Genomic DNA, 22,878 nt, shown 5'->3' on the forward strand with positions numbered 1-22,878 from the left:
GGCGCCGCCCACCCCGTACCACCGAGATCCCGCACCGAGGAGCGACCGTCGTGAGCGACCACCGCGCAGAGCACACCGACGCGTGGAGCGAGCCGACCGCCGGGTACGCGACCGCCCGGCCCGCGACCGAGGGCGACGCCGCCCACGAGACTGCGGCACCCCCCGCCGTCACCCCGGCCGACGCGGCCGACGCCGCCCGGCTCGTCGCCTTCGGGCTGCAGCCCAAGCTGATGCCCGCCCGCGACGCCGAATACGCCGAGCTTCTCCGGCGCTACCGGGAGGAGACCCCCTTCGCCCGGCTCGCCGATGCCGTGGCCACCGGACTCGGTCTCGTCGTCCTGGAGGTCTCCACCCGGGCCGGCATGGCCGTGACGGCGGGCGAGGACTCCGTCTTCGCCGTCCGCATGGGCGACTACGCCCGCCGCGCCTCCTCCGACTCCGCCGACCGCTTCCTGCACGGGCTGGCCCATCTCGCCGTCGCCGCCATGGCCTTCCCGCGCCCCGAGGACCTCGCCGACGACGCGTACATCGGCCGGATCACGGTCAACGGCATCGACGCGTTCGTACGCCAGGCCTGCCACCGCCTGGAGGAGCGGGCCGCGGAACACGGCGACAACACCGACCCGGCCACCGACGCCCCAGGGCTGGAAGCCGCCTGGCGGATCTATGCCCGGCGCAGCGCCACCGGCGCGACGAAGGACGCCCGGCGGCTGGCCGGATCCACTACCGGCATCGTCGGCAAGGCCGTCGCCTTCCTCACCGACTCCGGCTTCCTCCAGCGCACCGGGGACGACGCCGGAGGAGCCTTCCGTACCACTGCCCGCTATCAGCTGCAGGTACGCGACATGGCGGGTACCGCCGCCATGGCCGAACTCCTGGAACTCGGCGTCGTGCCCGTCACCGACGGAACGGCGACACTGCTGCCGCCGCCCGACGGCGACGACCTGGAGCTGGCGGCCGACGCCGGTCTGCCCTTCCACGCCTGAGCACCCCCACCGCCGCCCCACTCCTGCTTTCCGAACGACGAGAGTCCGCCGCCATGTACGAGCTGTCCCGGGTCCGCCTCTACTCCATCGGGCCTGCCGGTGCGCGCTACGCCGACACCGTGCTTGACCTGCGCGGAGTGGGCGAACCCGTGCCCAACCCCGCGCCGGCCCAGGCGGAGTTCTTCGAGGAGGAGCCGGTCGGCCCGCCGCGCCGCCCGGCCCCCGCCGGTGTGCTCTTCCTGGAGAACGGCGGCGGCAAGTCCGTCCTGCTGAAGCTGATCTTCTCCGTGATGCTGCCCGGCCACCGCAACACCCTCGGCGGCGCCAGCTCCGGCGTACTGCGCAAGTTCCTGCTCGCCGACGACTGCGGTCATGTCGCCCTGGAGTGGCAGCACACCCTCACGGGCGAGTGCGTCGTCGTCGGCAAGGTCAGCGAGTGGCGCGGACGGCAGGTCTCCAACGACCCGCGGAAGTTCGCCGAGGCCTGGTACTCCTTCCGCCCCGGACCCGGTCTCAGCCTCGACTCGCTGCCGGTCGCCGAGGCCACCGCTGTCGGCCGCCCCGTCGAAGGCGCATCCGGCGCCCAGGGCAGGCGCCGCACCATGAAGGGCTTCCGGGACGCACTCACGGACGCGGGCAAGTTCTACCAGCACCTCGATGTGCACTGGGAAGAGATCCACGACCGGTGGAACGAGCACCTCGGCGACCTGGGCCTCGACCCGGAACTCTTCCGCTACCAGCGCGAGATGAACGCCGACGAGGGCGAGGCGGCCGGGCTCTTCGCGGTCAAGAAGGACTCCGACTTCACCGACCTGCTGCTCCGCGCCGTCACGGACACCCGCGACACGGACGGTCTCGCCGACCTGGTCAGCGGCTTCGGGAACAAGCTGGGCCGCCGGGCCGAACTCACCGCGGAACGCGACTTCACCGCAGGCTCCGTCGACCTGCTCGGCCGGATCGTCGAGGCCACGGGTACCCGCTCCCGTACCCGCGACATCCACGCGGGGGCCGAACGCCGCACCCGCACCCTCGCCCGCAGGCTCTCCGCCCGGGCCGCCCAGGAGCGCGGCCGTACCGCCGACCTCGCCCAGCAGGTGACGGGCGCCGCCCACACGGTCACCGCTGCCGAGGAGGCCCGCAGCCGCAGCGCCCTCATCGCCGCCGAACTGGCCTACCGGCACGCCTCCCTGGCCCTGGCCGGAGCCGAGAAGGGCGCGGCCGCCCAGCGTCGCGAGCTGGTCGACGCCCGCACCCTGCACTCCGCCTGGCAGGCCGCCGAAGCCGTGCTGCGCCACCGCGCCGCCGCCGACCGGTCCGCGCGCGTCGCCGTCGCCATCCGCGAGGCCGAACGCGACGCCGCACCCGCGCTCGCCGCCCGCGCCACCGCCGCCGCCGACCTCGTACGCGCTCTGCACACCGCCGCGGAAGCCGGAGAGCAGCTGGCCAACGAGGAGGAGGAGCGCTCCGACACGCTCCAGGCCGCGGGCGAGACCGCCCACCGGGATGCCACCACCGCCGCCACCGAGGCCCAGCGCGCCCGCAGCGAGGCCGGACATCTGCGCCAGCGCCTCGCCGAGGTCGAGCAGGAGACCGCCGAGGCCGTACGGGCGGGCTGGCTCGACAACACCGCGCCGGACGCCGACCCGGCGCGGGCCGCCCTTGCCGCGAGCGACGCCGAGCAGTCCACCGTCGCAGCCTGGAACGCCGCACGGGAAGCGGCCGGAGCCGCGGCCGACCGGGCCAGGGAAGCGGCGGCCGCCGAGAGCCGCGCCGAGCTCGCCGCGGCGCGCGCCGCTGACGGTGCGCAGGCGGCGGAACAGTCGTACGAGGCCGAGTTCAGGGCCGCCGAGTCGATCGCCGCCGACCACCGACTCGCCGACCTGCTGGGCCTCCCCTCGGTGCACGGGGCGGGCGTGCCCCGGCCCCGTCGCGGAGCCACTGGTGGCGAACCGGGCACCGCGCCGGGCACCGCGGCACCGCACGGCGTGGCGCCCCAGGGCGGGCGCGAGGACGGGGCAGGAGCAGGGGCAGGCACTGGCTCCGGTACCGCCGTGGCCGGTTCCGACCGGCAGGCCGTCGCCGGCCAGGCACTCGTCACCGACCGCACCGGCGCGGCCGAGCACTCCCCGACCGCCGAAGAACCGCTCACCGCGGAGGAGTTCGACCGGAGCGCCGACGAGCTGAGGGGGCTGCTCGACGAGGGCATCGCCGCCGCCGAACGCCGCCTCTTCGAACTGCGCACCGCCGCGGCCGACGACTCCCGCATCCTCGGCGCACTCGGCGACGGCGGACTGCTGCCGCCCGGACCCGACGTGCTCGCCACCGTCGAATACCTCGGTGAGCACGGCATCCCGGCCCTGCCGGGCTGGCGCTACCTCGCCCAGGCCGTCGACCCCGCCGACCACGCGGCGGTGCTCGCCGCTCGCCCCGAGCTCGTCGACGGCGTGATCATCACCGACGCCGACTCGCACGCCCGCGCCCGCGAAGTTCTGGGCGGCGCCGCCCTGCTGCCGCGCTCCGCCGTGGCCGTCGGCACGACCGCCGCACTGCTCGCCCCCGTGCCCGCCCCCGGCACCGGCTCCGCCCGGAGCACCGACGGGGTGTTCCTCGTCCCGCCGAACCCGGCGATGCACGACGAGCACGCCGCCGACGAGGAACGCCAGGCGCTGCGGAGCCGGGCCGCCGACCGCGACGAGGACATCCGCACGCTCGCGGCCCGTCTTTCCGGGGACCGGTCCCTTGCCGCCCGCATCGGCTCCTGGCGCGCCGACTGCCCGCCCGGCATGCTCGCCGAGCTCGCCGAGGCCGCCCGTACCGCCCGCACGGCCGCCGAGACGGCCCGGGCCGTGCTCGCCGAGGCCCGTTCGGCGCGCGCCGAGGCCGACGAAGCCGCCGCGGACACCGCCCGCGTCCGCGACGAGCGCCAGGAGGCCGCCCAGCGTGCCCGCCGCGTCGCCGACGCCCTTGCGGGCCTGGCCCACCGGCTCCGCGAACGCTCGCGCTGGCAGGCACGGCTACGTGAACTGGTCGAGGAGGCGGCCGAGTCCGAGGCCCGCGCCACCGTCTGCCTGGAGCGTGCCCGCGCCGCCGACGAGGACCGCAGGGCCGCCCAGCGTGCGGCCGACGACGCCCGCCGCACCGCCCGAGCCCTGCGCGCCGAACGTGCGGAGATCGCAGGCGCCCCGGAGAACCTCCCTGAGCCCGAGGGCGACGCCCCGCGCCCCGCCCTCCCCGCCCTGCGCGAGGCCTACCGGGCCGCATCCCAGCTGTACGAGAAGGTGGGTGTCGGCGCCGACCTGCGCGCCGAACAGGCCCGGGCCGAGAGCGACGAGAGCGCCGCCCTCGCCGAACTGGACCGGCTCACCAACAAGGTCCGCAGCCGCGCAGCCCAGCTCCTCGAGGGCACCGACGGAGCCGACGGCCCGTCGCGCCAGGCGGCCGCCGCCCGCGCCGAATCCCTGGTCCAGCTCCTGGAGACCCGTGCCTCCGCCGCGAGCGAGCAGCTCGGCCGGCTGCGCGGCGAGGCCGAGCGCCTCGCCCCGGTCGACGGCGAGACCCACCACACCGAGCTCCCCGACGAGCTGGTCCCCGCCGATGCCGAGCAGGCCCAGACCCTCCTGCGTACCGCCACGGCCGAACTCGGCACCGCCACCGGCGCCCTGGACACCGCCCGTGCCGCCCACGCCGAACTGCTCCACGCCCACCGCAGCGCCGAGGCATCCGCCGGAGGCTTCGACGAGACCGCCGCCCTGCTGCGCGACCTTCTCAGGGACCACGGCGCCGACGACGACCCGGAGGCCCCCGAGCCGTACCCCGGCAGCCTCGACGAGGCCCGGCAGTCCGCAGCCGAGGCCCATCGCTCGCTGCGCGCCTGCACCGCCGACCTCTCCGCCGCCGAAAGCGCCGTACGCGAGGCGAGCGACGTCCTCGTACGGCACGCCAACTCCACCCGCTACGAGCAGGTCCGCACCCCCGCCCGGCAGCAGATCCGGGAACTCCCGGCCGCGGCACTGCCGGAGCACGCCGAGAAGTGGGCCGCCGCCTTCGCACCCCGGCTCCGCGTCCTCACCGACGAGCTGGCCCAGCTGGAGCGCAACCGCGACTCCATCGTCGACCGGCTCCGCGGACTCGTGGAGTCCGCACTCACCACCCTCCGTTCCGCCCAGCGGCTCTCCCAGCTCCCCGAGGGCCTGGGGGAGTGGTCCGGACAGGAGTTCCTGCGAATCCGATTCGAGGAGCCCGACCAGGCGACGCTCACCGAGCGGCTCGGCGACGTCATCGACGAGGCCACTCGCGCCGCCCTCAAGAAGAACTCCGACCTGCGGCGGGACGGCATGTCCCTCCTGCTGCGCGGCGTACAGGCGGCGCTGGAGCCCAAGGGCATCGCCGTGGAGATCCTCAAGCCGGACGCGGTGCTCCGCGCGGAACGTGTCCCGGTCGGACAGATGGGCGATGTCTTCTCCGGCGGCCAGCTGCTGACCGCCGCCATCGCCCTGTACTGCACGATGGCCGCCCTGCGCAGCAATGACCGGGGCCGCGACCGGCACCAGCACCGCCACGCGGGCACGCTCTTCCTCGACAATCCCATCGGCCGTGCCAACGCCACGTATCTGCTGGAGCTCCAGCGCGCGGTGTCGGACGCCCTCGGCGTGCAACTGCTCTACACCACGGGACTGTTCGACACCACGGCGCTCGCCGAATTCCCGCTGGTCATCCGGTTGCGCAACGATGCGGACCTGAGGGCGGGCCTGAAGTACATCAGCGTGGAGGAGCACCTGCGCCCCGGCCTGCCCCAGCAGGATCCGAACGGCGAGACGGTGCACGGAGAGATCACCGCGACCCGCATGTTCAAGCGCACACCGGCGACGCCCGACGCATCAGTGGCAGCCGAAGCCTCCGACGCACCCCGGGCCCCCGAGGCACCCAGGAGTGCCGGGACGCCGGCCGGCTAGCGCGACTTCGGCGTCCCGCCGGGGCACGCGCGGTCAAGCCCGCGACAGGCTGCCCGCGCCCCGGCGGCGTATCCGAGCCGCCTCCCGGTCCTCGGCCCTCGCCGCCCGACGGGCCGCACGCCGCTCCCGGCGCAGCTTCCGTGCCGAGCTGCTGGGCATGGACACCACGCCATGGCGCTGATTCCAGACCTGGCGGGTCACCCACACGTCCAGCACCGACCAGGTGGCGACCACCGTGCTGCCCACGCTGCTCAGCACCATCGGGAAGGCCAGCCACGAGCCCGTCAGGGTGGCCAGGAACGCCACCATCGCCTGGATGATCGTCAGCGACATGATGAGCACGGCGCGCACGGCCGACGTACGCACCGGATCCGGCATGCGTCGCCGTACCGCAGGCTCCTCCACCCACAGCGGCTGCCGCGGGATCCGTGTCCCGCCCTCCGCCGGCGCTCCGGTGCTCCGACGCTCTTCCGTGTCCAAGGACTTTCAACTCCCCACCCATGTCCGACTTCAGGGTTGTTGCCCGGCATGCGACGTTTCTACGCAGGCGGACCGGATCGCCCTGCCGTACGCCCTCTCCGTCATCCCTTACCCCGTGCCGACGCTCGTACAGACAGACGAGTGAATCGTCATGAAGATTCCCTCGATCCATCACGGAACGAAGACTTCCAGCCAACTGCCATGTGGGGGAATGTGGCGCTCTGGCGGGGCTCTTCTGCCGCTTTCGCGAACTTCATCGCACGGGATACCAGGACAACTCACGCCCAGAGCGTGCCAGTCCGGCTGAAAATCGTCCGGACATGCCTTCGAGTTGTCTGTGAGGCAGTAGTAGGCTCGCGCCGTTTATTGACGGAACACCGCCCCCGCACGAGGGGCTGAGCTGGGGGAGGCCATGCGCTTTCGCGGAAAGTCCATCCGCAGGAAGATCGTGGCGTTGCTGCTGGTGCCGCTCATCTCCCTCACCGCCCTCTGGGGCTTCGCCACCTACCTGACCGGCCGCGAGGCCAACCAGTTGATGGGTGCGAGCACGATCGTGGAGAAGGTCGGCCACCCGCTGGAGGACACCGTCCGGGTGGTCCAGAAAGAGCGCCGGCAGACCCTCGTCTTCCTCGCGGACCCCCGCGCCTCCGACGCCCTTCCCCTGCTGCGCCGCGAACGTGCCGCCACCGACCGCGTCGTGGCGGACGTCAAGAAGAGCGCACAGCAGAAGAGTGTTCGCGACGCCCTGAGCACCGACGCCGAAGCGCAGCTCAATTCGATCCTCAGCGCCGTCGAAGGTCTCGGTGCGCTCCGCGACTCGGTCGAGAAGCGCACCATCGACCGTAATCAGGCACTCGATTTCTACAACGGTCTCATCGACCCCTGCTACCGCTTCCTGACCGGTCTCCACACCATGGAAGACGTGGTGCTGGACAAGCAGCTACGTGCTCTGGTCGGCGTTTCACGGGCCCGCGAATTGCTGTCCCGGGAGGACGCGCTGGTCGCCTCGGCGCTCGTCGCGGGCCGGCTCGACGCCCCTGAACTCCGACAGATCTCCGACCTCGTCGCCAACCGCAAGCTGCTCGTCGAGATCAACAGCGAGGCCCTCCCGGCGGCGGAGCGGCGGCGGGTGGAGCAGTACTGGGCGAGCCCGGAGAGCGAGCCGCTGCGCACCGCGGAGAACAAGATTGTCGCCGCGGGCCCCACCGACGACCCCCGCGCGGTCGACGCCGAACGCTGGCAGGAAGTGGCCCCGCCGGTCCTGGACCGGCTGGCCAACGACTCGACCGAGATGAACAACCGCTTCCAGGACCGCGGCAGGCCCGCTGGATACAGCGTTCTGATCAAGGCCGGTGTCGCGGGCGTTCTCGGTTTCCTCGCCCTGCTCGTATCCGTCTTCGTCTCCGTACGCATCGGCCGTGAGCTCGTCCGGGACCTCTCCCGGCTCCGCAAGGACGCCCACGAGGTCTCCGGCGTACGGCTGCCGAGCGTGATGCGCCGCCTCGCCGCGGGCGAGCACGTCGACGTCGAGACCGAGGCCCCGCATCTGAGGTACGAGAAGGACGAGATCGGCCAGGTCGGCCAGGCACTCAACACCCTGCAACGCGCTGCCGTCGAGGCCGCGGTCAAGCAGGCCGACATGCGCCGCGGTGTCTCCGAGGTCTTCGTCAACCTCGCCCGCCGCAACCAGGTGCTGCTGCACCGCCAGTTGACGCTGCTGGACGCCATGGAGCGCCGCACCGAGAACACCGACGAACTCGCGGATCTCTTCCGCCTGGACCACCTCACCACCCGCATGAGACGGCACGCCGAGGGCCTCGTGATCCTCTCCGGCGCCGCGCCGTCCCGGCAGTGGCGCAAGCCGATCCAGCTGATGGACGTGGTGCGCGCGGCCGTCGCCGAGGTCGAGGACTACGAGCGCATCGAGGTCCGCCGGCTGCCGCGCCTCGGCGTGGGCGGGCCCGCCGTCGCCGACCTCACCCACCTGATCGCCGAACTCCTGGAGAACGCCACCGTGTTCTCGCCCCCGCACACCGCGGTCCAGGTGCACGGCGAACGCGTCGCCAACGGCTTCACCCTCGAGATCCACGACCGTGGCCTCGGCATGCCGCCCGAGGCCCTTCTGGACGCCAATCTGCGGCTCGCCGAGACACCCGAGTTCGAGCTCTCCGACACCGACCGGCTCGGCCTCTTCGTGGTGAGCCGACTGGCCCAGCGACAGAACGTCCGGGTCTCCCTGCAGACCTCTCCGTACGGAGGCACGACCGCCGTCGTCTTCATTCCGGCGGCCCTGCTCACCGACGCCGTCGATACGCACGGCTCGGGATTCCGCCTCGACCGGCGGGCCGAGAAGGCGATCGGCAGTGGCAGGACCGGCAAGGAAGGACCGCGCAGCGACAAGAACCGCAGGGACGGCGCAGCGGACCGGCGGACAGCCGATCGCCCGGGCGAGTCCAGGCCCGGTGTACTCGCTCCGGTCCCCAGCGGGCTCGCGGAACCGACCGTCCTGGACGGACCGGTCGAACTCGAAGGGCCGGTCGACGCACTCGGCTTCATGTCGGATCCCGTACTCGATTCCGTACTCGGCCCGGTTCTCGACGGAGTGTCCGACATCGAAGACACCGAGAGCGAACGCGGTGGCATCTTCCGCGCCCGCGACCTCCGGCGTGACGCCGACCGCGAACAGCACCAGCAGGCGTCCGACCAGATCTCCGGATCCACGGCCGATGTCCGGGCGATGCGCTCCGGCGGCCCGGTGCCGCTGCCCCGCCGCAAGTCGCCGACGCTGGTCACCGACCGGGGGCGCCACATCGACGATGCCGGCCGCGCGCACCCGACGACCACCGGCCAGGAGCCCGCGGACACCGGAAGGGACAGCGGCGCGCCCTCGTACGACAACGACCGCTCCTCCTCCGCCCCCGGGCAGTCCACCAGCGACGCCTGGGCCTCCGCCGCCGTCACCGGGCGGCCCACCGAACCCCGGCAGCCCACCGGCTTCCGGACATCCACCGAGCCCGCCGCACCCACGTCGGCACCCCCTGAAGCGACACCACCGCCCGCACCCTCATCGCACCCGGGAACCGTGGGCGGACTGCCCCGCCGGATCCGGCAGGCCAACCTCGCCCCGCAGCTCCGCGAAACATCCGGCGGACGTGCTTCCGAGCCGGCCCGCGGGGAACCGGCCGAGGACATCGAGCGGGACGCGGACGAGGTACGCAGCCGAATGGCATCGCTGCAGCGAGGCTGGCAGCGCGGCCGTCGGCAGAACGCCGAGGAAGCGACCGGGCCCGGTGAGACAGCACAAGGAACCACTCCGGGAGGGGACGGTCGATGACCGCACCGAACGCCGCAGCATCCAACGCCACACGCCAGGGATCCGGCGAACTCAACTGGCTGCTCGACGAACTCGTCGACCGGGTCGGCAGTATCCGCAAGGCGCTGGTGCTCTCCAGCGACGGCCTCCCCACCGGCACGTCCAAGGACCTGACCCGGGAGGACAGTGAGCACCTGGCGGCCGTCGCCTCCGGATTCCACAGCCTCGCCAAGGGCGTCGGGCGCCATTTCGACGCGGGCCGTGTCCGTCAGACCGTCGTCGAACTCGACGAGGCGTTCCTCTTCGTCACGGCCGCCGGTGACGGCAGCTGTCTCGCCGTGCTGGCCGACTCGGACTCCGACGTGGGGCAGGTGGCGTACGAGATGACACTGATGGTCAAGCGTGTGGGGGCACACCTGGCCAACGCCCCACGGACGCCCGGTCTGCCCGCCGGAGGGTGAGGGGCGGGCATGAGCGCTGACTCGTCCAGGGGCACACCCCCCGGATCCCCGGCCGCTCCCACCGACCCGCAGTCGTCACGGTGGTACGACGCCGATGCGGGGCCGGTGGTCCGTCCGTACGCGATGACCCGGGGCCGTACCAGCAGCGCGTCCCGCCACCGCCTCGACCTGATCGCGATCGTCGTCCCCGAACCGGCGGCCGACGACCCCGGCCGGGACCAGACGCTCTCCCCGGAACACGTGGAGATCGTCGAACTCTGCAGCAACATGCCCCAGTCGATCGCCGAGCTGGCGTCCGGTCTGGATCTCCCCGTCGGGGTGGTCCGGGTGCTGGTCGGCGATCTCGTCGAGGACGAGCTGGTGCATGTGACCCGTCCCGTTCCGCCGGCCGAGCTGCCGGACGTGAACATTCTTCGCGAGGTGATCAATGGCCTTCGGGCGCTCTAGCCGCAGCAGGCGGCCCGTGGAGCCGGTTACCTTGAAAATTCTGGTGGCGGGCGGCTTCGGCGTGGGCAAGACGACGCTGGTGGGCGCGGTCAGCGAGATCAGACCGCTGCGTACAGAGGAGCGGCTGAGCGAGGCCGGCCGCCCGGTGGACGACACGGCCGGAGTCGAGTCCAAGACCACCACCACGGTGGCCATGGACTTCGGACGGATCACGCTCCGCGAGGACCTGGTGCTGTATCTCTTCGGCACACCGGGGCAGGACCGGTTCTGGTTCCTCTGGGACGAACTGGCCCAGGGAGCCCTGGGCGCGGTCGTTCTCGCCGACACCCGGCGTCTGGAGGACTGCTTCGCGGCCGTCGACTACTTCGAGCAGCGCGCGATCCCGTTCACCGTCGCCGTCAACTGCTTCGAGGGAGCCGACCGGTTCCCGACGGAAACGGTGCAGGCGGCGCTGGACCTCGACCCCGAGGTACCGGTGCTCATATGCGATGCGCGCGACCGGTCCTCGGTACGGGACGTGCTGGTGGCGGTCGTCGAGCACGCACTCGCCCGCGCGGACCGGTTCCGCGAGCCGGCCACCACCTGAGCACAGCGGCGGAACGCGGCCCGTACCCTCGCCGACCGGGGTACGGGCCGCGCGTCGTGGGGCCACCGGATGCGGGATCGCGGAGGGAACCGCGTACCCCGTAACCGGGCACGGGACCGTGTCCGCAACCGCCTCCGGGACCGGAACGGAGCCTCTACCTGCTGCCGGCGCCCTCCTCCTCCCAGCCCAGGCTCCGCTCCACCGCCTTGCGCCAGTTGTCGTACTCGCGCTCACGGATCTCCGGCTCCAGACGCGGTTCCCACTCCACATCGCGTTGCCAGTGCGTCTTGAGCTCGTCGAGCCCCGACCACACCCCGGTCGCAAGCCCCGCCGCGTACGCCGCGCCCAGACACGTCGTCTCGGAGATCTTCGGTCGGATCACCGGAACCCCCAGAACATCCGCCTGGTGCTGCATGAGCAGCCGGTTCGCCGTCATCCCGCCGTCCACCTTGAGCGTCGTGATCGGCACCCCCGAGTCCTGGTACATCGCGTCGACGACCTCACGCGTCTGCCAGCTGGTCGCCTCCAGAACGGCGCGGGCCAGATGCGCCTTGGTGACGTAACCCGTGAGTCCGGTGATGACCCCCCGGGCGTCCGAACGCCAATAGGGGGCGAAGAGCCCGGAGAAGGCAGGAACGATGTACGCCCCGCCGTTGTCGTCGACGCTCGCCGCCAGCGTCTCGATCTCCTCGGCGCTCCGGATGATCCCGAGCTGGTCGCGGAACCACTGGACCAGCGCCCCGGTGATCGCGATCGAGCCCTCCAGGCAGTAGACGGGGGCCTGGTCGCCGATCTTGTAGCCGAGCGTGGTGATCAGCCCGCTCTTCGACGGCACGGGCCTGTTCCCGGTGTTGAGGAGCAGGAAACTCCCGGTGCCGTACGTGTTCTTGGCGGTACCCGGCTCGTAACAGGCCTGCCCGAAGACCGCCGCCTGCTGGTCGCCGAGCGCGGAGGCCACCGGCACCCCGGCGAGTGCGCCGACCGCGGTCCCGTACACCTCCGCCGACGACCGGATCTCCGGAAGCACCGCCGCCGGGACGTTCATCGCCGTGAGGATCGACGGATCCCACTCCAGCGTCTCCAGATTCATCAGCATCGTGCGCGACGCATTGGTCACGTCCGTGACATGGACTCCGCCGTCCGTGCCGCCGGTGAGATTCCAGATCAGCCAGGAGTCCATGGTGCCGAAGGCGATCTCGCCCCGCTCGGCTCGGCTCCGCAGCCCCGGTACGTGGTCCAGCAGCCAGGCGGCCTTGGGACCGGAGAAGTAACTGGCCAGTGGAAGCCCGGTGATGTCCCGGAAGCGGTCCTGACCGTCCGCGCCGCCGAGCTCGTGGCAGAGTGCGGCCGTACGGGTGTCCTGCCAGACGATGGCGTTGTGGACGGGCTGACCGGTCGCCCGGTCCCAGAGCACGGTCGTCTCGCGCTGGTTGGTGATGCCGAGCGCGCTGAGCTGCTGCGCCCGCAGCCCGGCATGGGCGAGCGCACCTGCCACCACGGCCTGGACCGTGGTCCAGATCTCGGTGGCATCGTGCTCCACCCAGCCGGGTTTCGGAAAGATCTGGCGGTGCTCGCGCTGGTCGACGGCGACAATCGCGCCGTCCTGGTCGAAGATGATGCAGCGGCTTGATGTGGTGCCCTGATCGATGGCGGCGACAAAACTGCCCGTCATGACGTCCCCTTGTCGCAAGGTCGAGAATCCGAAGTGGCAGAACCTGGATGACCGGAACCCGGATGGCTGGTGCCGTGACCGGCAATGTTTGCCCCATGGCGAGCGTGCGTGCTGGGCGGCGCGACGGGGCAAAGCTTGCCGGGAGGGGCACTACTAGAAGGCGGCATGGAAGACGACACCCGCCAGGAGCCCGCCCACCAGCGGTCCCACCACCGGGATCCAGGAGTAACTCCAGTCGGAGGTTCCCTTGTTCGGTATCGGCAGCAGTGCGTGTACCAGCCGCGGACCGAGGTCACGGGCCGGATTGATCGCGTACCCGGTGGGTCCGCCGAGCGACAGTCCGATGCCCACCACCAGCAGGGACACCAAAAGTACGGAGATTCCGGAGCCGTAGACCCCAGCCCCTGCCCCCGCCACCGGCCCGATCCCGATCCCGGCGTTCTTCCCGAAGGCCAGGATCGGCAGCACCAGACCGGTTGTGGCGATGATCTCGGTGCCGAGGTTGGCAACGGGACTGCGGATCTCCGGAGCGGTCGAGAAGATCCCCAGTGTCGGCACGGCCGTCTTCTCGGCCGCGTTGGCGCGGAACTGCGCGTAGTACGTGAGCCAGGCCAGCAGCGCGCCGATGATCGCGCCCACCATCTGTCCCAGGATGTAGAGCGGGACCTTGTCCCACTTCCCGGTGTCGACGGCGATGCCGACCGTGACCGCCGGATTGAGATGCCCGCCGGACAGCGGGGCCGCGGTGTACGCACCGGCCAGCACACCGAAGCCCCAGCCGAAGGCGATCACCACCCATCCCGCGGCTCTCGCCTTGGAGTGGTGGAGGGTGACGGCGGCGCACACACCCGCGCCGAACAGGATGAGGATCGCCGTACCGATGACTTCCCCGACTAAAATGTCTCCATTGCTCATGGCGCTCCTGGGGGTTGTCCGGCAGGTCTCGCCGGTCGCTTCCATGGCTACGGAGGCCGAGGGCAGGGAGGCTCGCTGCCCCGCCCGGCTGTCCGTGACGAGCGTGGTGACCATGTCGGACTGCCGCAGAGCGGGAGTGGCGGCAGCGACTGAGCAAGGAGTGTTCACCGGTGCTGATTGTCCGTCAAGAACGCTGACAACAAACCCAGTTCACGATGCACGGACCGGATGCTTCCGCGCGTTGCGGATGGACGCGGGAGATCTCGGCGGACCGCGACGATCGCCGATCCGTGCCCGAACAGCCCCTGATTGGCGGCGATTCCGGCGCGCACCCCCGGAATCTGCCGCTCCGCCGTGCAGCTGCCACGTCAGCTCGCAGGCCTGGGCAATGGCCTGCGCCGGTACCGCTTCGCCGAACGAAGCGAGCCCGCCGCTCGGATTGGCTGACGGAACGTCAGAAGTGTTCCACGGTCAGCGGTTCTCGGCGAGCCACTTGGCAGCGATCTCCGCCAGCTCCCCGTCGCGCCCCGCCAGCATCATCCGGATCATCTGCACATCGCCGCGCAGCGACCACGCGGGGTGCCCGAAGGTGGCCGGATTGTTCTTCTCGATCAGGAAGTGCGCGGGCCAGGCCGTGCCGTACCCGATCAGGGGCAGCGCCGCGGCATACCGCTTCCGGCCACGGGCCAAGCCGTAGGCGGTGACCGCGAGCCCGGTCAGGGTCCCCGTCAGATGGACCCACCGGGTCGCCGCCCTGGAGTGCATCGCCACGTAGTAGGGCCAGAACTCTTCGTACGAAAGGAACGCCTGCTGTGACATACGGGCACCGTAATGGCTGGGAGCGCAACCGGATACGGCCGGACCGCGTCCGAGAGGAGGGACGAGTGGCCGGAACCCACGGGGGTGGTCCCGGCCACTCGCTGTCCTACCGCGCGCTTCAGTGCCCTGCGACGGACCGCCGCGCCACCGGGAAGTCGAAGTAGGTGTCCGGGAACAGCTCAGGCTTGAAGGTGTAGTGCCACCACTCCTCGGCCAGATTCACGAAGCCGGCATCCGTGAGCGTCGTCTTCAGGAACTGCCGGTTGGCTCGCTGCACACCCTGGATCCGCGGGTCGTCGGTGTGCGACAGCGTGTCGAAGCAGTCGAATCCCGTGCCCATGTCGACCGAGTTGTCCGGGAACCGCTCGGCCTGCGGCGCGTAACAGGGCACCAGTTGTTCGCCCGGCCGGTACGGCCTGGTCGGCGCAGCGGGTAGCCTCACCAGCGTCAGGTCCACCGTGCTGCCGCGGCTGTGTCCGGACTTCTCGGCGATGTAACCGTCCGTGAACAGTCGCGTCTTGTCGACCCGGGGGTAGAACTCGCCCTTCATCGCCTCGTCGTCGAGATCCTCGGCCCAGCGTACGAAGTGATCGACGGCCCGTTGCGGCCGGTAGCAGTCGTACACCTTCAGCGAGTAACCCCGGCGCAGCAGCTGCGTCTGTGCCCGGTGCAGGGCCTGGGCCGCGGGCCGGGTCAGGATGCAGAGCGGCTGCCGATACCCGTCGACCGGCTCGCCCAGGAAGTTGTGGCCGGTGGGATAGCGCATCTCCTGGATGATCGTGGGGTCCACCGAACGCAGTGCGACGAACTCCTCGGGCGCCTTCGGCTCGGCCTTCGCCTGTGCCGCGGGGGTGGCGGCGGTGACGGCGAGCAGGGCGGCGGCAGTGGCTGCCAGGACACGGAAAGCGGAAGCGATACCTGTCATGAGCGCATCATCCATGACTCGCAGGGGTCCCGGAAGCACGATCGGATACAGTCCGCGCGTGTCCGCGCCAGAAAAGAAGACCGAGCGGAGGAAACAGGTGGAGCAACCGACGAAGGGCTCCCACTGCAGCAGCTGCGGAGCGCCGTACCCCTCGCCGGCATCCGCGATGTGGCCCCGCACCTGTACCGCCTGCGGCGACATCGCCTACCGCAACCCCCTCCCGGTCGCCGTCGCCCTGCTCCCCGTCACCGACCGGCAGGGCACCGCGCTCGTCGTCATCACCCGCACCATCGAGCCCCGGCTCGGCGGCCTCGCCCTGCCCGGCGGCTTCATCGACCACGCCGAGGACTGGCAACACGCGGTCGTCCGTGAACTCCGCGAGGAGACCGGCATCGAGGCCGACCAGCAGGACGTCCGCCTCGCCGACGCCCTCAGCGCGCCGGACGGTCACCTGCTCCTCTTCGGCCTCCTCCCGCAACGCCCGGCCGCCGAGCTCCCGCCGTCCGTACCCACCGACGAGACAGCCGGCCACAGCCTGCTCAGGGCCCCCGCCGAACTGGCCTTCCCCCTGCACACCCGGGCCGCCCGCGCCTGGTTCGAAGGGCGCTACCGCTACCGCTGACGGCATCACACCCCGCGCACCCGCACCGGGCAGGTCACCTCACCGTCCCCACCGTCCCGTTCCACCACGACCTGGCCGCCCGACAGCCGTGACGTGTACCGCTCGACCTCCGCCTGCTCCCATCCGTCACCCGCGTCCCGGACCACCAGTCCGCCCCCGGTACGCCCAGGAGCCGGAGCCCACACCTCCAGTTCCAGCCCGCCGTCCGCGCCCCGCACCGGAATCACCGCACCCGCCCGGGCCAGCACCGGCACCCGGGACAACGGCGCATCGACCAGGACCTGCCCCGGCCCCTCGTGCACCTCGCCGGTCGCCGTGTCGTACCACCGCCCCCGCGGCAGCCGCACCGCCCGCCGGTCCGTGCCCCGCTGCAGCACCGGCGCCACCAGCAGTGCGTCGCCGAGCAGAAACGCGTCCTCGCAGTCCCGCAGCGCCCGGTCCCCGGGCGCCCCCCACCACAGCGGCCGCACATACGGCGCACCCGTCAGCCGGGCCAGCTGCGCCAGCGTCACAAAGTACGGACGCAGCCGCTCCCGCTCCTCCAGCGCCGCCCTCGCGTGCTGCAGCACCTCCGGCCCGAACTCCCACGGCTCCCGCCGCCCCGCGTCCATCGCCGAGTGCGTACGGAACAACGGCAGAAAGGCACCCAGCTGGAACCACCGCAGATACAGCTCGGGGGACGGCGACCCGTCGAAGCCCCCCACATCAGGGCCCGAATACGGCACCCCGCACAGGCCGAGCCCCAGCACCAGCGCCAGCGAGGCGCGCAAGCCCGGCCAGCCCGACTCCACATCGCCGGACCAGGTACCCCCGTACCGCTGCATCCCCGCCCAGCCGGAACGCGAGAACAGGAACGGCCGCTCGTCCGGACGCAGCCGGCGGAGCCCCTCGTACCCGGCCCGCGCCATCGCCAGCCCGTACACATTGTGGGCCTCCCGGTGATCGCCCCCGAGGCCCTCCAGACAGTGCCGCGCCGACCGCGGCAGCGTCGGCTCACCGAACGCCGTGAACGACACCGGCTCGTTCATGTCGTGCCACACCCCGGAGAACCCCTGCGCCAGCCGCTCCTCGTACAGACCGCCCCACCACTCCCGCACCTGCGGATCGGTGAAGTCCGGGTACACGCACTCCCCGGGCCACACCTCCCCACGCACCGCCCGCCCCCGCGCGTCCCGCACGAACGCCCCGGCACTGCCGACCGCCGAACCGGCATCGAACACCGCGTTCCCCGGCTCCGCCTTCACCGCCGGATCGACGATCGACACCAGCCGCACCCCGTCCTCCTCCCGCAGTTCCTCCGCCAGCCCCGCCAGATCGGGGAACCGCTCACGGTCGACGGTGAACACCCGATGGCCGTCGTAATGGTCGATGTCCAGATGCAGCACGGACAGCGGCAGCCCCCGCTCCCGGTAGCCGGCGACCACCCGCCGCACCTCCCGCTCGCTCCCGAACCCCCAGCGGGCGTGCTGCGGACCGAGCGCCCAGGACGGCGGCAGCGCCGGCGCACCTGTCAGAGCCGTCCAGCCCTGAAGCACCCGGGCAGGCGTCCCCGCCAACGTCCAGCAGCGCAGCGGCCCCCCGTCCATCCGCACCTCGCACATCCCCGGACGGTCATGCCCGGACCCCGCGCCCTCCTCGCCCTCGCTGAGCGTCACCCGCCCCGCCCAGGTGTTGTCGTGGAACACCAGATGCGTCCCCGCGTCCGAGACCACCACCTGCACCGGCATCGTCAGATACAGCGGATCGTCACCGGGTCCGAAGCGCCCGCCCGGGTCGGTGTTCCACAGCGCGTACGAACCGTCCCGCAGCCGAGGCCCAGCCCCCCGCCCGCCCAGCCCGAAGAACCGGGCGTCCGCCGGCAGCTCGGACCGCTGCACCCACCGGGCGGAACCCCCCGCCACCGGCTCCCACCATCGCGGCGGCAGCTCCCGCCGGAGCACCACACCGCCGGGCGTGCGCAGTTCCACCGCCCCGTGCCGCGACACCACCACGGTCAGCCGCTCCGACACCACCTGCCAGCCGCCGTCCTTGTCCGGCTCCAGCACGGCACGCGGATCCGGCTCCGGAGCCGGACCGGGCAGCGCGTACGACGGCAGCGGCTCCGCCCCGTCCCACGCCCAGAACACCGCACCACCCGCCGAAACGCGGATGCACAACTCCGAACGGGCGAACCTGACCACACCACCACCGGGCCCGGGCTCAGCCCCCGCCAGCAGACCGGGCACCCTGGCCCGCTCCGGGCCTCGGGGCGACAGCGCCCGCGCATCCGCACGTTGCCGCCGCCAGGCCGAGCGCACCGTGCGCATCCCCCGCACCGAACCCACCATTTTCACCGAGCGCACCAGGTCACGACCGTTCATGCAGCTCACCCTGCCACCCGTCGAGGCGTCAGCGGGCTCCGTTCAACTTCCGTTCACCCGTGGCCTGACCACATAGCCGGACAAGTAACCATGGGCGGGGAACCCTGGTGCGGAAGACGATCACGTGGCATCGTCCGTGACACGCCCACCCCGCGTACCCGTACAGCCAGGGAGCCGCCCCATGACCTCAGCAGCGAACGAAGCCCCCCTCTGGCAGCCCGACCCCGAGCGCATCGCCGCCGCGGCGGTCACTCGCTTCCAGAGCTGGGCGGCCGAGCGGTACGGAGCACCGGCCGAAGGCGGCTACCCGGAGCTGCACCGCTGGTCCGTCGACGAACTGGACACCTTCTGGCAGGCCGTCGCCGACTGGTTCGACATCCGGTTCTCCACCCCGTACGAGACCGTCATCGGCGACCGCACCATGCCCGGCGCCCAGTGGTTCCCCGGCGCCACCCTCAACTACGCGGAACACGCCCTGCGCACCGCCGAGGACCCCCTCCGCGCCGGCGCACCGGCCCTCCTCCATGTCGACGAGACCCACACCCAGGTCCCGGTCAGCTGGTCCGAACTCCGCCGTCAGGTCGGCTCCCTCGCCGCCGAACTCCGTGCCCTGGGGGTTCGCCCCGGCGACCGCGTCAGCGGCTACCTCCCCAACATTCCGCAGTCGGTCGTCGCGCTTCTCGCCACCGCGGCCGTCGGCGGCGTCTGGACCTCGTGCGCCCCGGATTTCGGTGCCCGCAGCGTCCTCGACCGGTTCCAGCAGGTCGAACCCGTCGTCCTCTTCACCGTCGACGGCTACCGCTACGGCGGCAAGGAACACGACCGCTCCGAGACGGTCGCCGAACTGCGCCGCGAACTCCCCACCCTGCGCGCCGTCGTCCACATCCCGCTGCTGGGCACCCCCGCCCCCGAAGGCGCCCTCGAATGGTCCGCACTCACCTCCGCGGACACCGAACCCGTCTTCGAGCAGGTCCCCTTCGACCACCCGTTGTGGGTGCTGTACTCCTCCGGCACCACCGGGCTCCCCAAGGCGATCGTCCAGTCCCAGGGCGGCATCCTCATCGAGCACTTCAAGCAGCTCGGACTGCACTGCGACCTCGGGCCCGACGACCGCTTCTTCTGGTACACCTCCACCGGCTGGATGATGTGGAACTTCCTCGTCTCCGGCCTGCTCACCGGCACCACCGTCGTGCTGTACGACGGAAGCCCCGGCTACCCGGACGTCAGCGCCCAGTGGCGCGTCGCCGAACAGACCGGCGCCACCCTCTTCGGCACCTCCGCCGCCTACGTCATGGCATGCCGCAAGGCCGACATCCACCCGGGCCGCGACTTCGACCTCTCGCGCATCCAGTGCGTGGCCACCACCGGCTCCCCGCTCCCGCCCGACGGCTTCCGCTGGCTCCACGACGAGGTCGCGGACAACCTCTGGATCGCCTCCGTCAGCGGCGGCACGGACGTCTGCAGCTGTTTCGCCGGCGCGGTCCCCACCCTGCCCGTACACATCGGCGAGCTCCAGGCGCCCTGCCTCGGTACGGACCTCCAGTCCTGGGACCCGGCAGGCAAGCCGCTCTCCGGCGAGGTCGGCGAACTGGTCGTCACCAACCCGCTGCCCTCGATGCCCATCCACTTCTGGAACGACCCGGACGGCAGCCGCTACCGCGACAGCTACTTCGAGATGTACCCCGGCGTCTGGCGCCACGGCGACTGGATCACCCTCACCGACCATGGCTCGGTCATCATCCACGGACGCTCCGACTCCACCCTCAACCGGCAGGGGGTACGGATGGGCTCCGCCGACATCTACGAAGCGGTCGAACGCCTCCCCGAGATCCGCGAATCCCTGGTCATCGGCCTCGAGGAGCCCGACGGGGGGTACTGGATGCCGCTCTTCGTCCACCTCGCCGACGGTTCCGCCCTCGACGACGGCCTGCGCGACCGGATCAAACAGACCATCCGTGACAACCTCTCGCCGCGCCACGTCCCGGACGAGGTCATCGAGGTACCCGGCATTCCGCACACCCTCACCGGCAAGCGCATCGAGGTTCCGGTCAAGCGCCTCCTCCAGGGAACGGAGCTGGCCAAGGCCGTCAACCCCGGCTCGATCGACAACCTCGAACTGCTCCACTTCTACGAGGACCTGGCCCGCAAGCGCCGCTGACAGTCCGCACTGTCAGTGCCCGCGATTACTCTGAGTGAGCAATGTTCGACAGCGCACCGGGGGAGTCATGGCGCACACCGGGAACACCAGGAACACCACGTCCATGCGACGCACGCTGCGCCGCGAAGCACCGAGCACCATCGGCCTCCTGGCCGACGAGCGGGACTTCGCGGCCATGCGGCGCTACCGCACCTTCACCTTCGACGACCACACCGTCTATCTGCAGCAGGTCGAGGGCCTGCTGAAGATCCTCGCGGCCCAGGGCATGCACACCACGGTCGCCCTCTTCGACCCCGAGGAATACGCGGAATACTGCGCCGAATCCGGGCTCGCGCCCGACGCCCCGGCCAGCCGCAGCCGTTTCACCGCCGAAGTCGCGGCTGCCGGAGCCACCGTCGCCTACACCGGACAACCCATCGACACCCTGATCCCGCTCCTCGTCTCCCGAGCGGTCCGCCAGGCCACCTGGGAGTACGCCACGGTGCTCCTGGCCGACCTCGGTGAATGCGCCGACTGCGGCCAGGACATCGGCCGCGCCGCCTTCGACCGGGCCTCCCACCTGCTGATGCGCACCCTGGAAACGGCGGGTCCGGGCACCCACCACCTCGTCTGCAGCACCCCCACGGAGAACGAGCAACTGCTCGCCGTCCTTCACACCGAGCGCGGCGCGACGGGGCCGGCCCGACTCGAATCCGGAGAGGGAGCAGAGTTCGTCACCGTCCTCGCCGTCGGCGTCGCCCTCGAAAGCCATGGCGGACTCGTTCTCCGTACGAGTAACCCCGGGACCCCGGACCGGGTTCACGGCTGGCGACTGACCCGCGGCAGCCTCGTACCGCTCACCGCCGGCGAGGTCTTCAGCGCCTACTGCACCGACGCGGACACCGGCGACCCGGTCTCGCCGGAGTCGGGAGTGGAGTACTGCGCGGGCTTCGACATCGGCGCCGACGAACCGGAGGCCCACCACTGAGGAACCGGAGGCCCACCACTGAGAGAAGAAAGGGGCTCCCCGCCACCTGCGGCGGGGAGCCCCTCCGCGACCGGCTGCGCGGACCTACTCGCCCGACAGCACCGCCTGAGCCGCGAGCCGCGCCTCATCGGCGGAATCCGCGGCGCGCGCGGCAGCAGCGGCACGCTCGCACTGCGCGAGCGTGTGCTTTGCCAGGGTGGCCCGGACATAAGGAATGGACGCGGCGCCCATCGACAGGGAGGTGACACCCAGACCGGTCAGCACGCAGGCGAGCAGCGGATCGGCGGCGGCCTCACCACAGACACCGCAGCTCTTGCCCTCGGCCTTGGCCGCATCGGCCGACAGTGCCACGAGGTCCAGCAGCGCGGGCTGCCACGGATCCTGCAGCCGGGACACCGCACCCACCTGACGGTCGGCGGCAAAGGTGTACTGCGCCAGGTCATTGGTGCCCAGCGACAGGAACTCCACCTCCCGCAGGATCGAGCGGGCCCGAAGAGCTGCGGACGGAATCTCCACCATCGCGCCGAACTTCGCCTGCAGCCCGGCCGCCCGGCACGCGTCGGCGAACGCCTTCGCATCCGTACGGTCCGCCACCATGGGCGCCATGACCTCCAGATGGACGGGAAGCCCCTCGGCAGCCTTCGCCAGCGAGGTCAGCTGGCTCCGCAGCACCTCCGGGTGGTCCAGCAGAGTGCGGAGCCCCCGCACACCCAGCGCCGGGTTCGGCTCGTCCGCGGGCGTCAGGAAGTCGAGCGGCTTGTCCGCGCCGGCATCCAGCACCCGCACCACGACACGCCCCTCGGGGAACGCCTCCAGCACCGCCCGGTACGCCGCGACCTGCTTCTCCTCGGAAGGCGCCTGCTTGCTGTCGTCCAGGAACAGGAACTCCGTACGGAACAGCCCCACACCCTCGGCACCGGCCTCGACCGCCGCCGGCACGTCGCCGGGCCCGCCCACATTGGCGAGCAGTGGCACCTTGTGACCGTCGGACGTCGCACCCGGACCGGTCGACGCGGACAGCGCAGCCTTGCGCGCAGCCGCAGCGCTCTCCATCTCGGCACGCTTCTCGTCGCTCGGCTCGACGAAGATCTCGCCGGTGCTGCCGTCCACCGCGATCACGGTTCCCTCGGCCAGCTCACCGGCCCCGGGGAGAGCCACTACGGCCGGCACACCGAGCGCCCGCGCGAGAATCGCACTGTGACTGGTCGGTCCGCC

16 protein-coding genes and 1 pseudogene (1 of these 17 only partly in view) are annotated in these 22,878 nt (G+C 71.6%); 9 read left to right on the forward strand and 8 right to left on the reverse strand.

The features are described from left to right. Positions 1–50: 50 nt before the first annotated feature. Complete coding sequence (locus OG972_RS33995; protein WP_266988107.1) at positions 51–986, forward strand: hypothetical protein; 936 nt, start codon at positions 51–53, stop codon at positions 984–986. Positions 987–1,039: 53 nt separating this feature from the next. Continuing rightward, positions 1,040–5,938, forward strand: a complete 4,899-nt coding sequence (locus OG972_RS34000; RefSeq protein ID WP_266988108.1) for a hypothetical protein — start codon at positions 1,040–1,042, stop codon at positions 5,936–5,938. A gap of 33 nt (positions 5,939–5,971) precedes the next feature. On the opposite strand, the gene OG972_RS34005 is transcribed toward OG972_RS34000, so the two are convergent. Beyond that, complete coding sequence (locus tag OG972_RS34005; protein ID WP_266988110.1) at positions 5,972–6,418, reverse strand: hypothetical protein; 447 nt, start codon at positions 6,416–6,418, stop codon at positions 5,972–5,974. 412 nt (positions 6,419–6,830) lie between these two features. Between OG972_RS34005 and OG972_RS34010 the strand changes: the two genes are divergently transcribed. Genes OG972_RS34010 through OG972_RS34025 form a run of 4 tightly spaced genes read left to right on the forward strand, consistent with a single transcriptional unit; the run spans position 6,831 to position 11,225 of the window. Further along, positions 6,831–9,752 (forward strand): nitrate- and nitrite sensing domain-containing protein, encoded by a 2,922-nt coding sequence (locus OG972_RS34010; protein ID WP_266988112.1) that lies wholly within the window; start codon positions 6,831–6,833, stop codon positions 9,750–9,752. After that, on the forward strand, positions 9,749–10,192 hold the full coding sequence (locus OG972_RS34015) for a roadblock/LC7 domain-containing protein (RefSeq protein ID WP_266988114.1): 444 nt from the start codon (positions 9,749–9,751) through the stop codon (positions 10,190–10,192). The genes OG972_RS34010 and OG972_RS34015 overlap by 4 nt, the downstream gene beginning before the upstream one ends. Positions 10,193–10,201: 9 nt before the next feature. Then, positions 10,202–10,639 carry a DUF742 domain-containing protein gene (locus OG972_RS34020; protein ID WP_266988116.1) on the forward strand — a complete coding sequence of 146 codons (438 nt, stop codon included), beginning with the start codon at positions 10,202–10,204 and terminating at the stop codon, positions 10,637–10,639. Continuing rightward, positions 10,620–11,225: an ATP/GTP-binding protein gene (locus tag OG972_RS34025; RefSeq protein WP_266988118.1), complete on the forward strand. Its 606-nt coding sequence runs from the start codon at positions 10,620–10,622 to the stop codon at positions 11,223–11,225. The genes OG972_RS34020 and OG972_RS34025 overlap by 20 nt, the downstream gene beginning before the upstream one ends. Positions 11,226–11,379: 154 nt before the next feature. On the opposite strand, the gene glpK is transcribed toward OG972_RS34025, so the two are convergent. From glpK to OG972_RS34050, 5 genes and pseudogenes are all read right to left on the reverse strand, one after another. Then, positions 11,380–12,897, reverse strand: coding sequence for a glycerol kinase GlpK (gene glpK, locus OG972_RS34030; RefSeq protein ID WP_266988120.1), 1,518 nt, complete (start codon positions 12,895–12,897; stop codon positions 11,380–11,382). Between the two features lie 153 nt (positions 12,898–13,050). Further along, the gene (locus OG972_RS34035) at positions 13,051–13,812 is read right to left on the reverse strand and encodes an MIP/aquaporin family protein (RefSeq protein ID WP_266988122.1); all 762 of its coding nucleotides are present in this window, start codon (positions 13,810–13,812) and stop codon (positions 13,051–13,053) included. A 266-nt stretch (positions 13,813–14,078) separates the two neighbouring features. Then, positions 14,079–14,265, reverse strand: a pseudogene (locus tag OG972_RS34040) (lipid-transfer protein); the annotation flags it as partial. Between the two features lie 18 nt (positions 14,266–14,283). Continuing rightward, a complete protein-coding gene (locus tag OG972_RS34045) occupies positions 14,284–14,631 on the reverse strand; it encodes a DUF962 domain-containing protein (protein ID WP_266988124.1) in 348 nt (115 codons plus the stop codon). Between the two features lie 118 nt (positions 14,632–14,749). After that, on the reverse strand, positions 14,750–15,556 hold the full coding sequence (locus tag OG972_RS34050) for a M15 family metallopeptidase (RefSeq protein WP_266988126.1): 807 nt from the start codon (positions 15,554–15,556) through the stop codon (positions 14,750–14,752). Between the two features lie 166 nt (positions 15,557–15,722). Between OG972_RS34050 and OG972_RS34055 the strand changes: the two genes are divergently transcribed. Next, positions 15,723–16,178, forward strand: coding sequence for an NUDIX domain-containing protein (locus OG972_RS34055; protein ID WP_266990881.1), 456 nt, complete (start codon positions 15,723–15,725; stop codon positions 16,176–16,178). Positions 16,179–16,183: 5 nt separating this feature from the next. Here OG972_RS34055 and OG972_RS34060 read toward each other — a convergent pair whose 3' ends face one another. Beyond that, positions 16,184–18,538: a glycoside hydrolase family 31 protein gene (locus OG972_RS34060; RefSeq protein WP_266988128.1), complete on the reverse strand. Its 2,355-nt coding sequence runs from the start codon at positions 18,536–18,538 to the stop codon at positions 16,184–16,186. A gap of 181 nt (positions 18,539–18,719) precedes the next feature. Here OG972_RS34060 and OG972_RS34065 point away from each other — a divergent pair, with 181 nt between their 5' ends. Both OG972_RS34065 and OG972_RS34070 read left to right on the forward strand, forming a co-directional pair. Next, positions 18,720–20,696, forward strand: a complete 1,977-nt coding sequence (locus OG972_RS34065; protein WP_266988130.1) for an acetoacetate--CoA ligase — start codon at positions 18,720–18,722, stop codon at positions 20,694–20,696. 67 nt (positions 20,697–20,763) lie between these two features. Then, positions 20,764–21,663, forward strand: coding sequence for a hypothetical protein (locus OG972_RS34070; protein ID WP_266988132.1), 900 nt, complete (start codon positions 20,764–20,766; stop codon positions 21,661–21,663). Positions 21,664–21,747: 84 nt separating this feature from the next. Here OG972_RS34070 and ptsP read toward each other — a convergent pair whose 3' ends face one another. Then, positions 21,748–22,878, reverse strand: the 3' portion of a protein-coding gene (gene ptsP, locus OG972_RS34075) for a phosphoenolpyruvate--protein phosphotransferase (RefSeq protein WP_266988134.1). Its footprint extends 540 nt past the window's final position; the window shows 1,131 of its 1,671 coding nt (coding positions 541–1,671); the start codon falls outside the window, past its right edge — the gene reads right to left on this strand; its stop codon occupies positions 21,748–21,750.

The sequence above is a fragment of the Streptomyces sp. NBC_01669 genome (assembly GCF_026339735.1).
In the GTDB taxonomy this organism is placed as follows: domain Bacteria; phylum Actinomycetota; class Actinomycetes; order Streptomycetales; family Streptomycetaceae; genus Streptomyces; species Streptomyces yanii.

Coding starts and splice junctions, on each gene's coding strand:
- OG972_RS34070 (WP_266988132.1), top strand. CDS start 20,764: ATGGCGCACACCGGGAACACCAGGAACACCACGTCCATGCGACGCACG.
- OG972_RS34000 (WP_266988108.1), top strand. CDS start 1,040: ATGTACGAGCTGTCCCGGGTCCGCCTCTACTCCATCGGGCCTGCCGGT.
- glpK (WP_266988120.1), bottom strand. CDS start 12,897: ATGACGGGCAGTTTTGTCGCCGCCATCGATCAGGGCACCACATCAAGC.
- OG972_RS34025 (WP_266988118.1), top strand. CDS start 10,620: ATGGCCTTCGGGCGCTCTAGCCGCAGCAGGCGGCCCGTGGAGCCGGTT.
- OG972_RS34015 (WP_266988114.1), top strand. CDS start 9,749: ATGACCGCACCGAACGCCGCAGCATCCAACGCCACACGCCAGGGATCC.
- OG972_RS34010 (WP_266988112.1), top strand. CDS start 6,831: ATGCGCTTTCGCGGAAAGTCCATCCGCAGGAAGATCGTGGCGTTGCTG.
- OG972_RS34050 (WP_266988126.1), bottom strand. CDS start 15,556: ATGACAGGTATCGCTTCCGCTTTCCGTGTCCTGGCAGCCACTGCCGCC.
- OG972_RS34045 (WP_266988124.1), bottom strand. CDS start 14,631: ATGTCACAGCAGGCGTTCCTTTCGTACGAAGAGTTCTGGCCCTACTAC.
- OG972_RS34020 (WP_266988116.1), top strand. CDS start 10,202: ATGAGCGCTGACTCGTCCAGGGGCACACCCCCCGGATCCCCGGCCGCT.
- OG972_RS34060 (WP_266988128.1), bottom strand. CDS start 18,538: ATGAACGGTCGTGACCTGGTGCGCTCGGTGAAAATGGTGGGTTCGGTG.
- OG972_RS34055 (WP_266990881.1), top strand. CDS start 15,723: ATGTGGCCCCGCACCTGTACCGCCTGCGGCGACATCGCCTACCGCAAC.
- OG972_RS34035 (WP_266988122.1), bottom strand. CDS start 13,812: ATGAGCAATGGAGACATTTTAGTCGGGGAAGTCATCGGTACGGCGATC.
- OG972_RS34065 (WP_266988130.1), top strand. CDS start 18,720: ATGACCTCAGCAGCGAACGAAGCCCCCCTCTGGCAGCCCGACCCCGAG.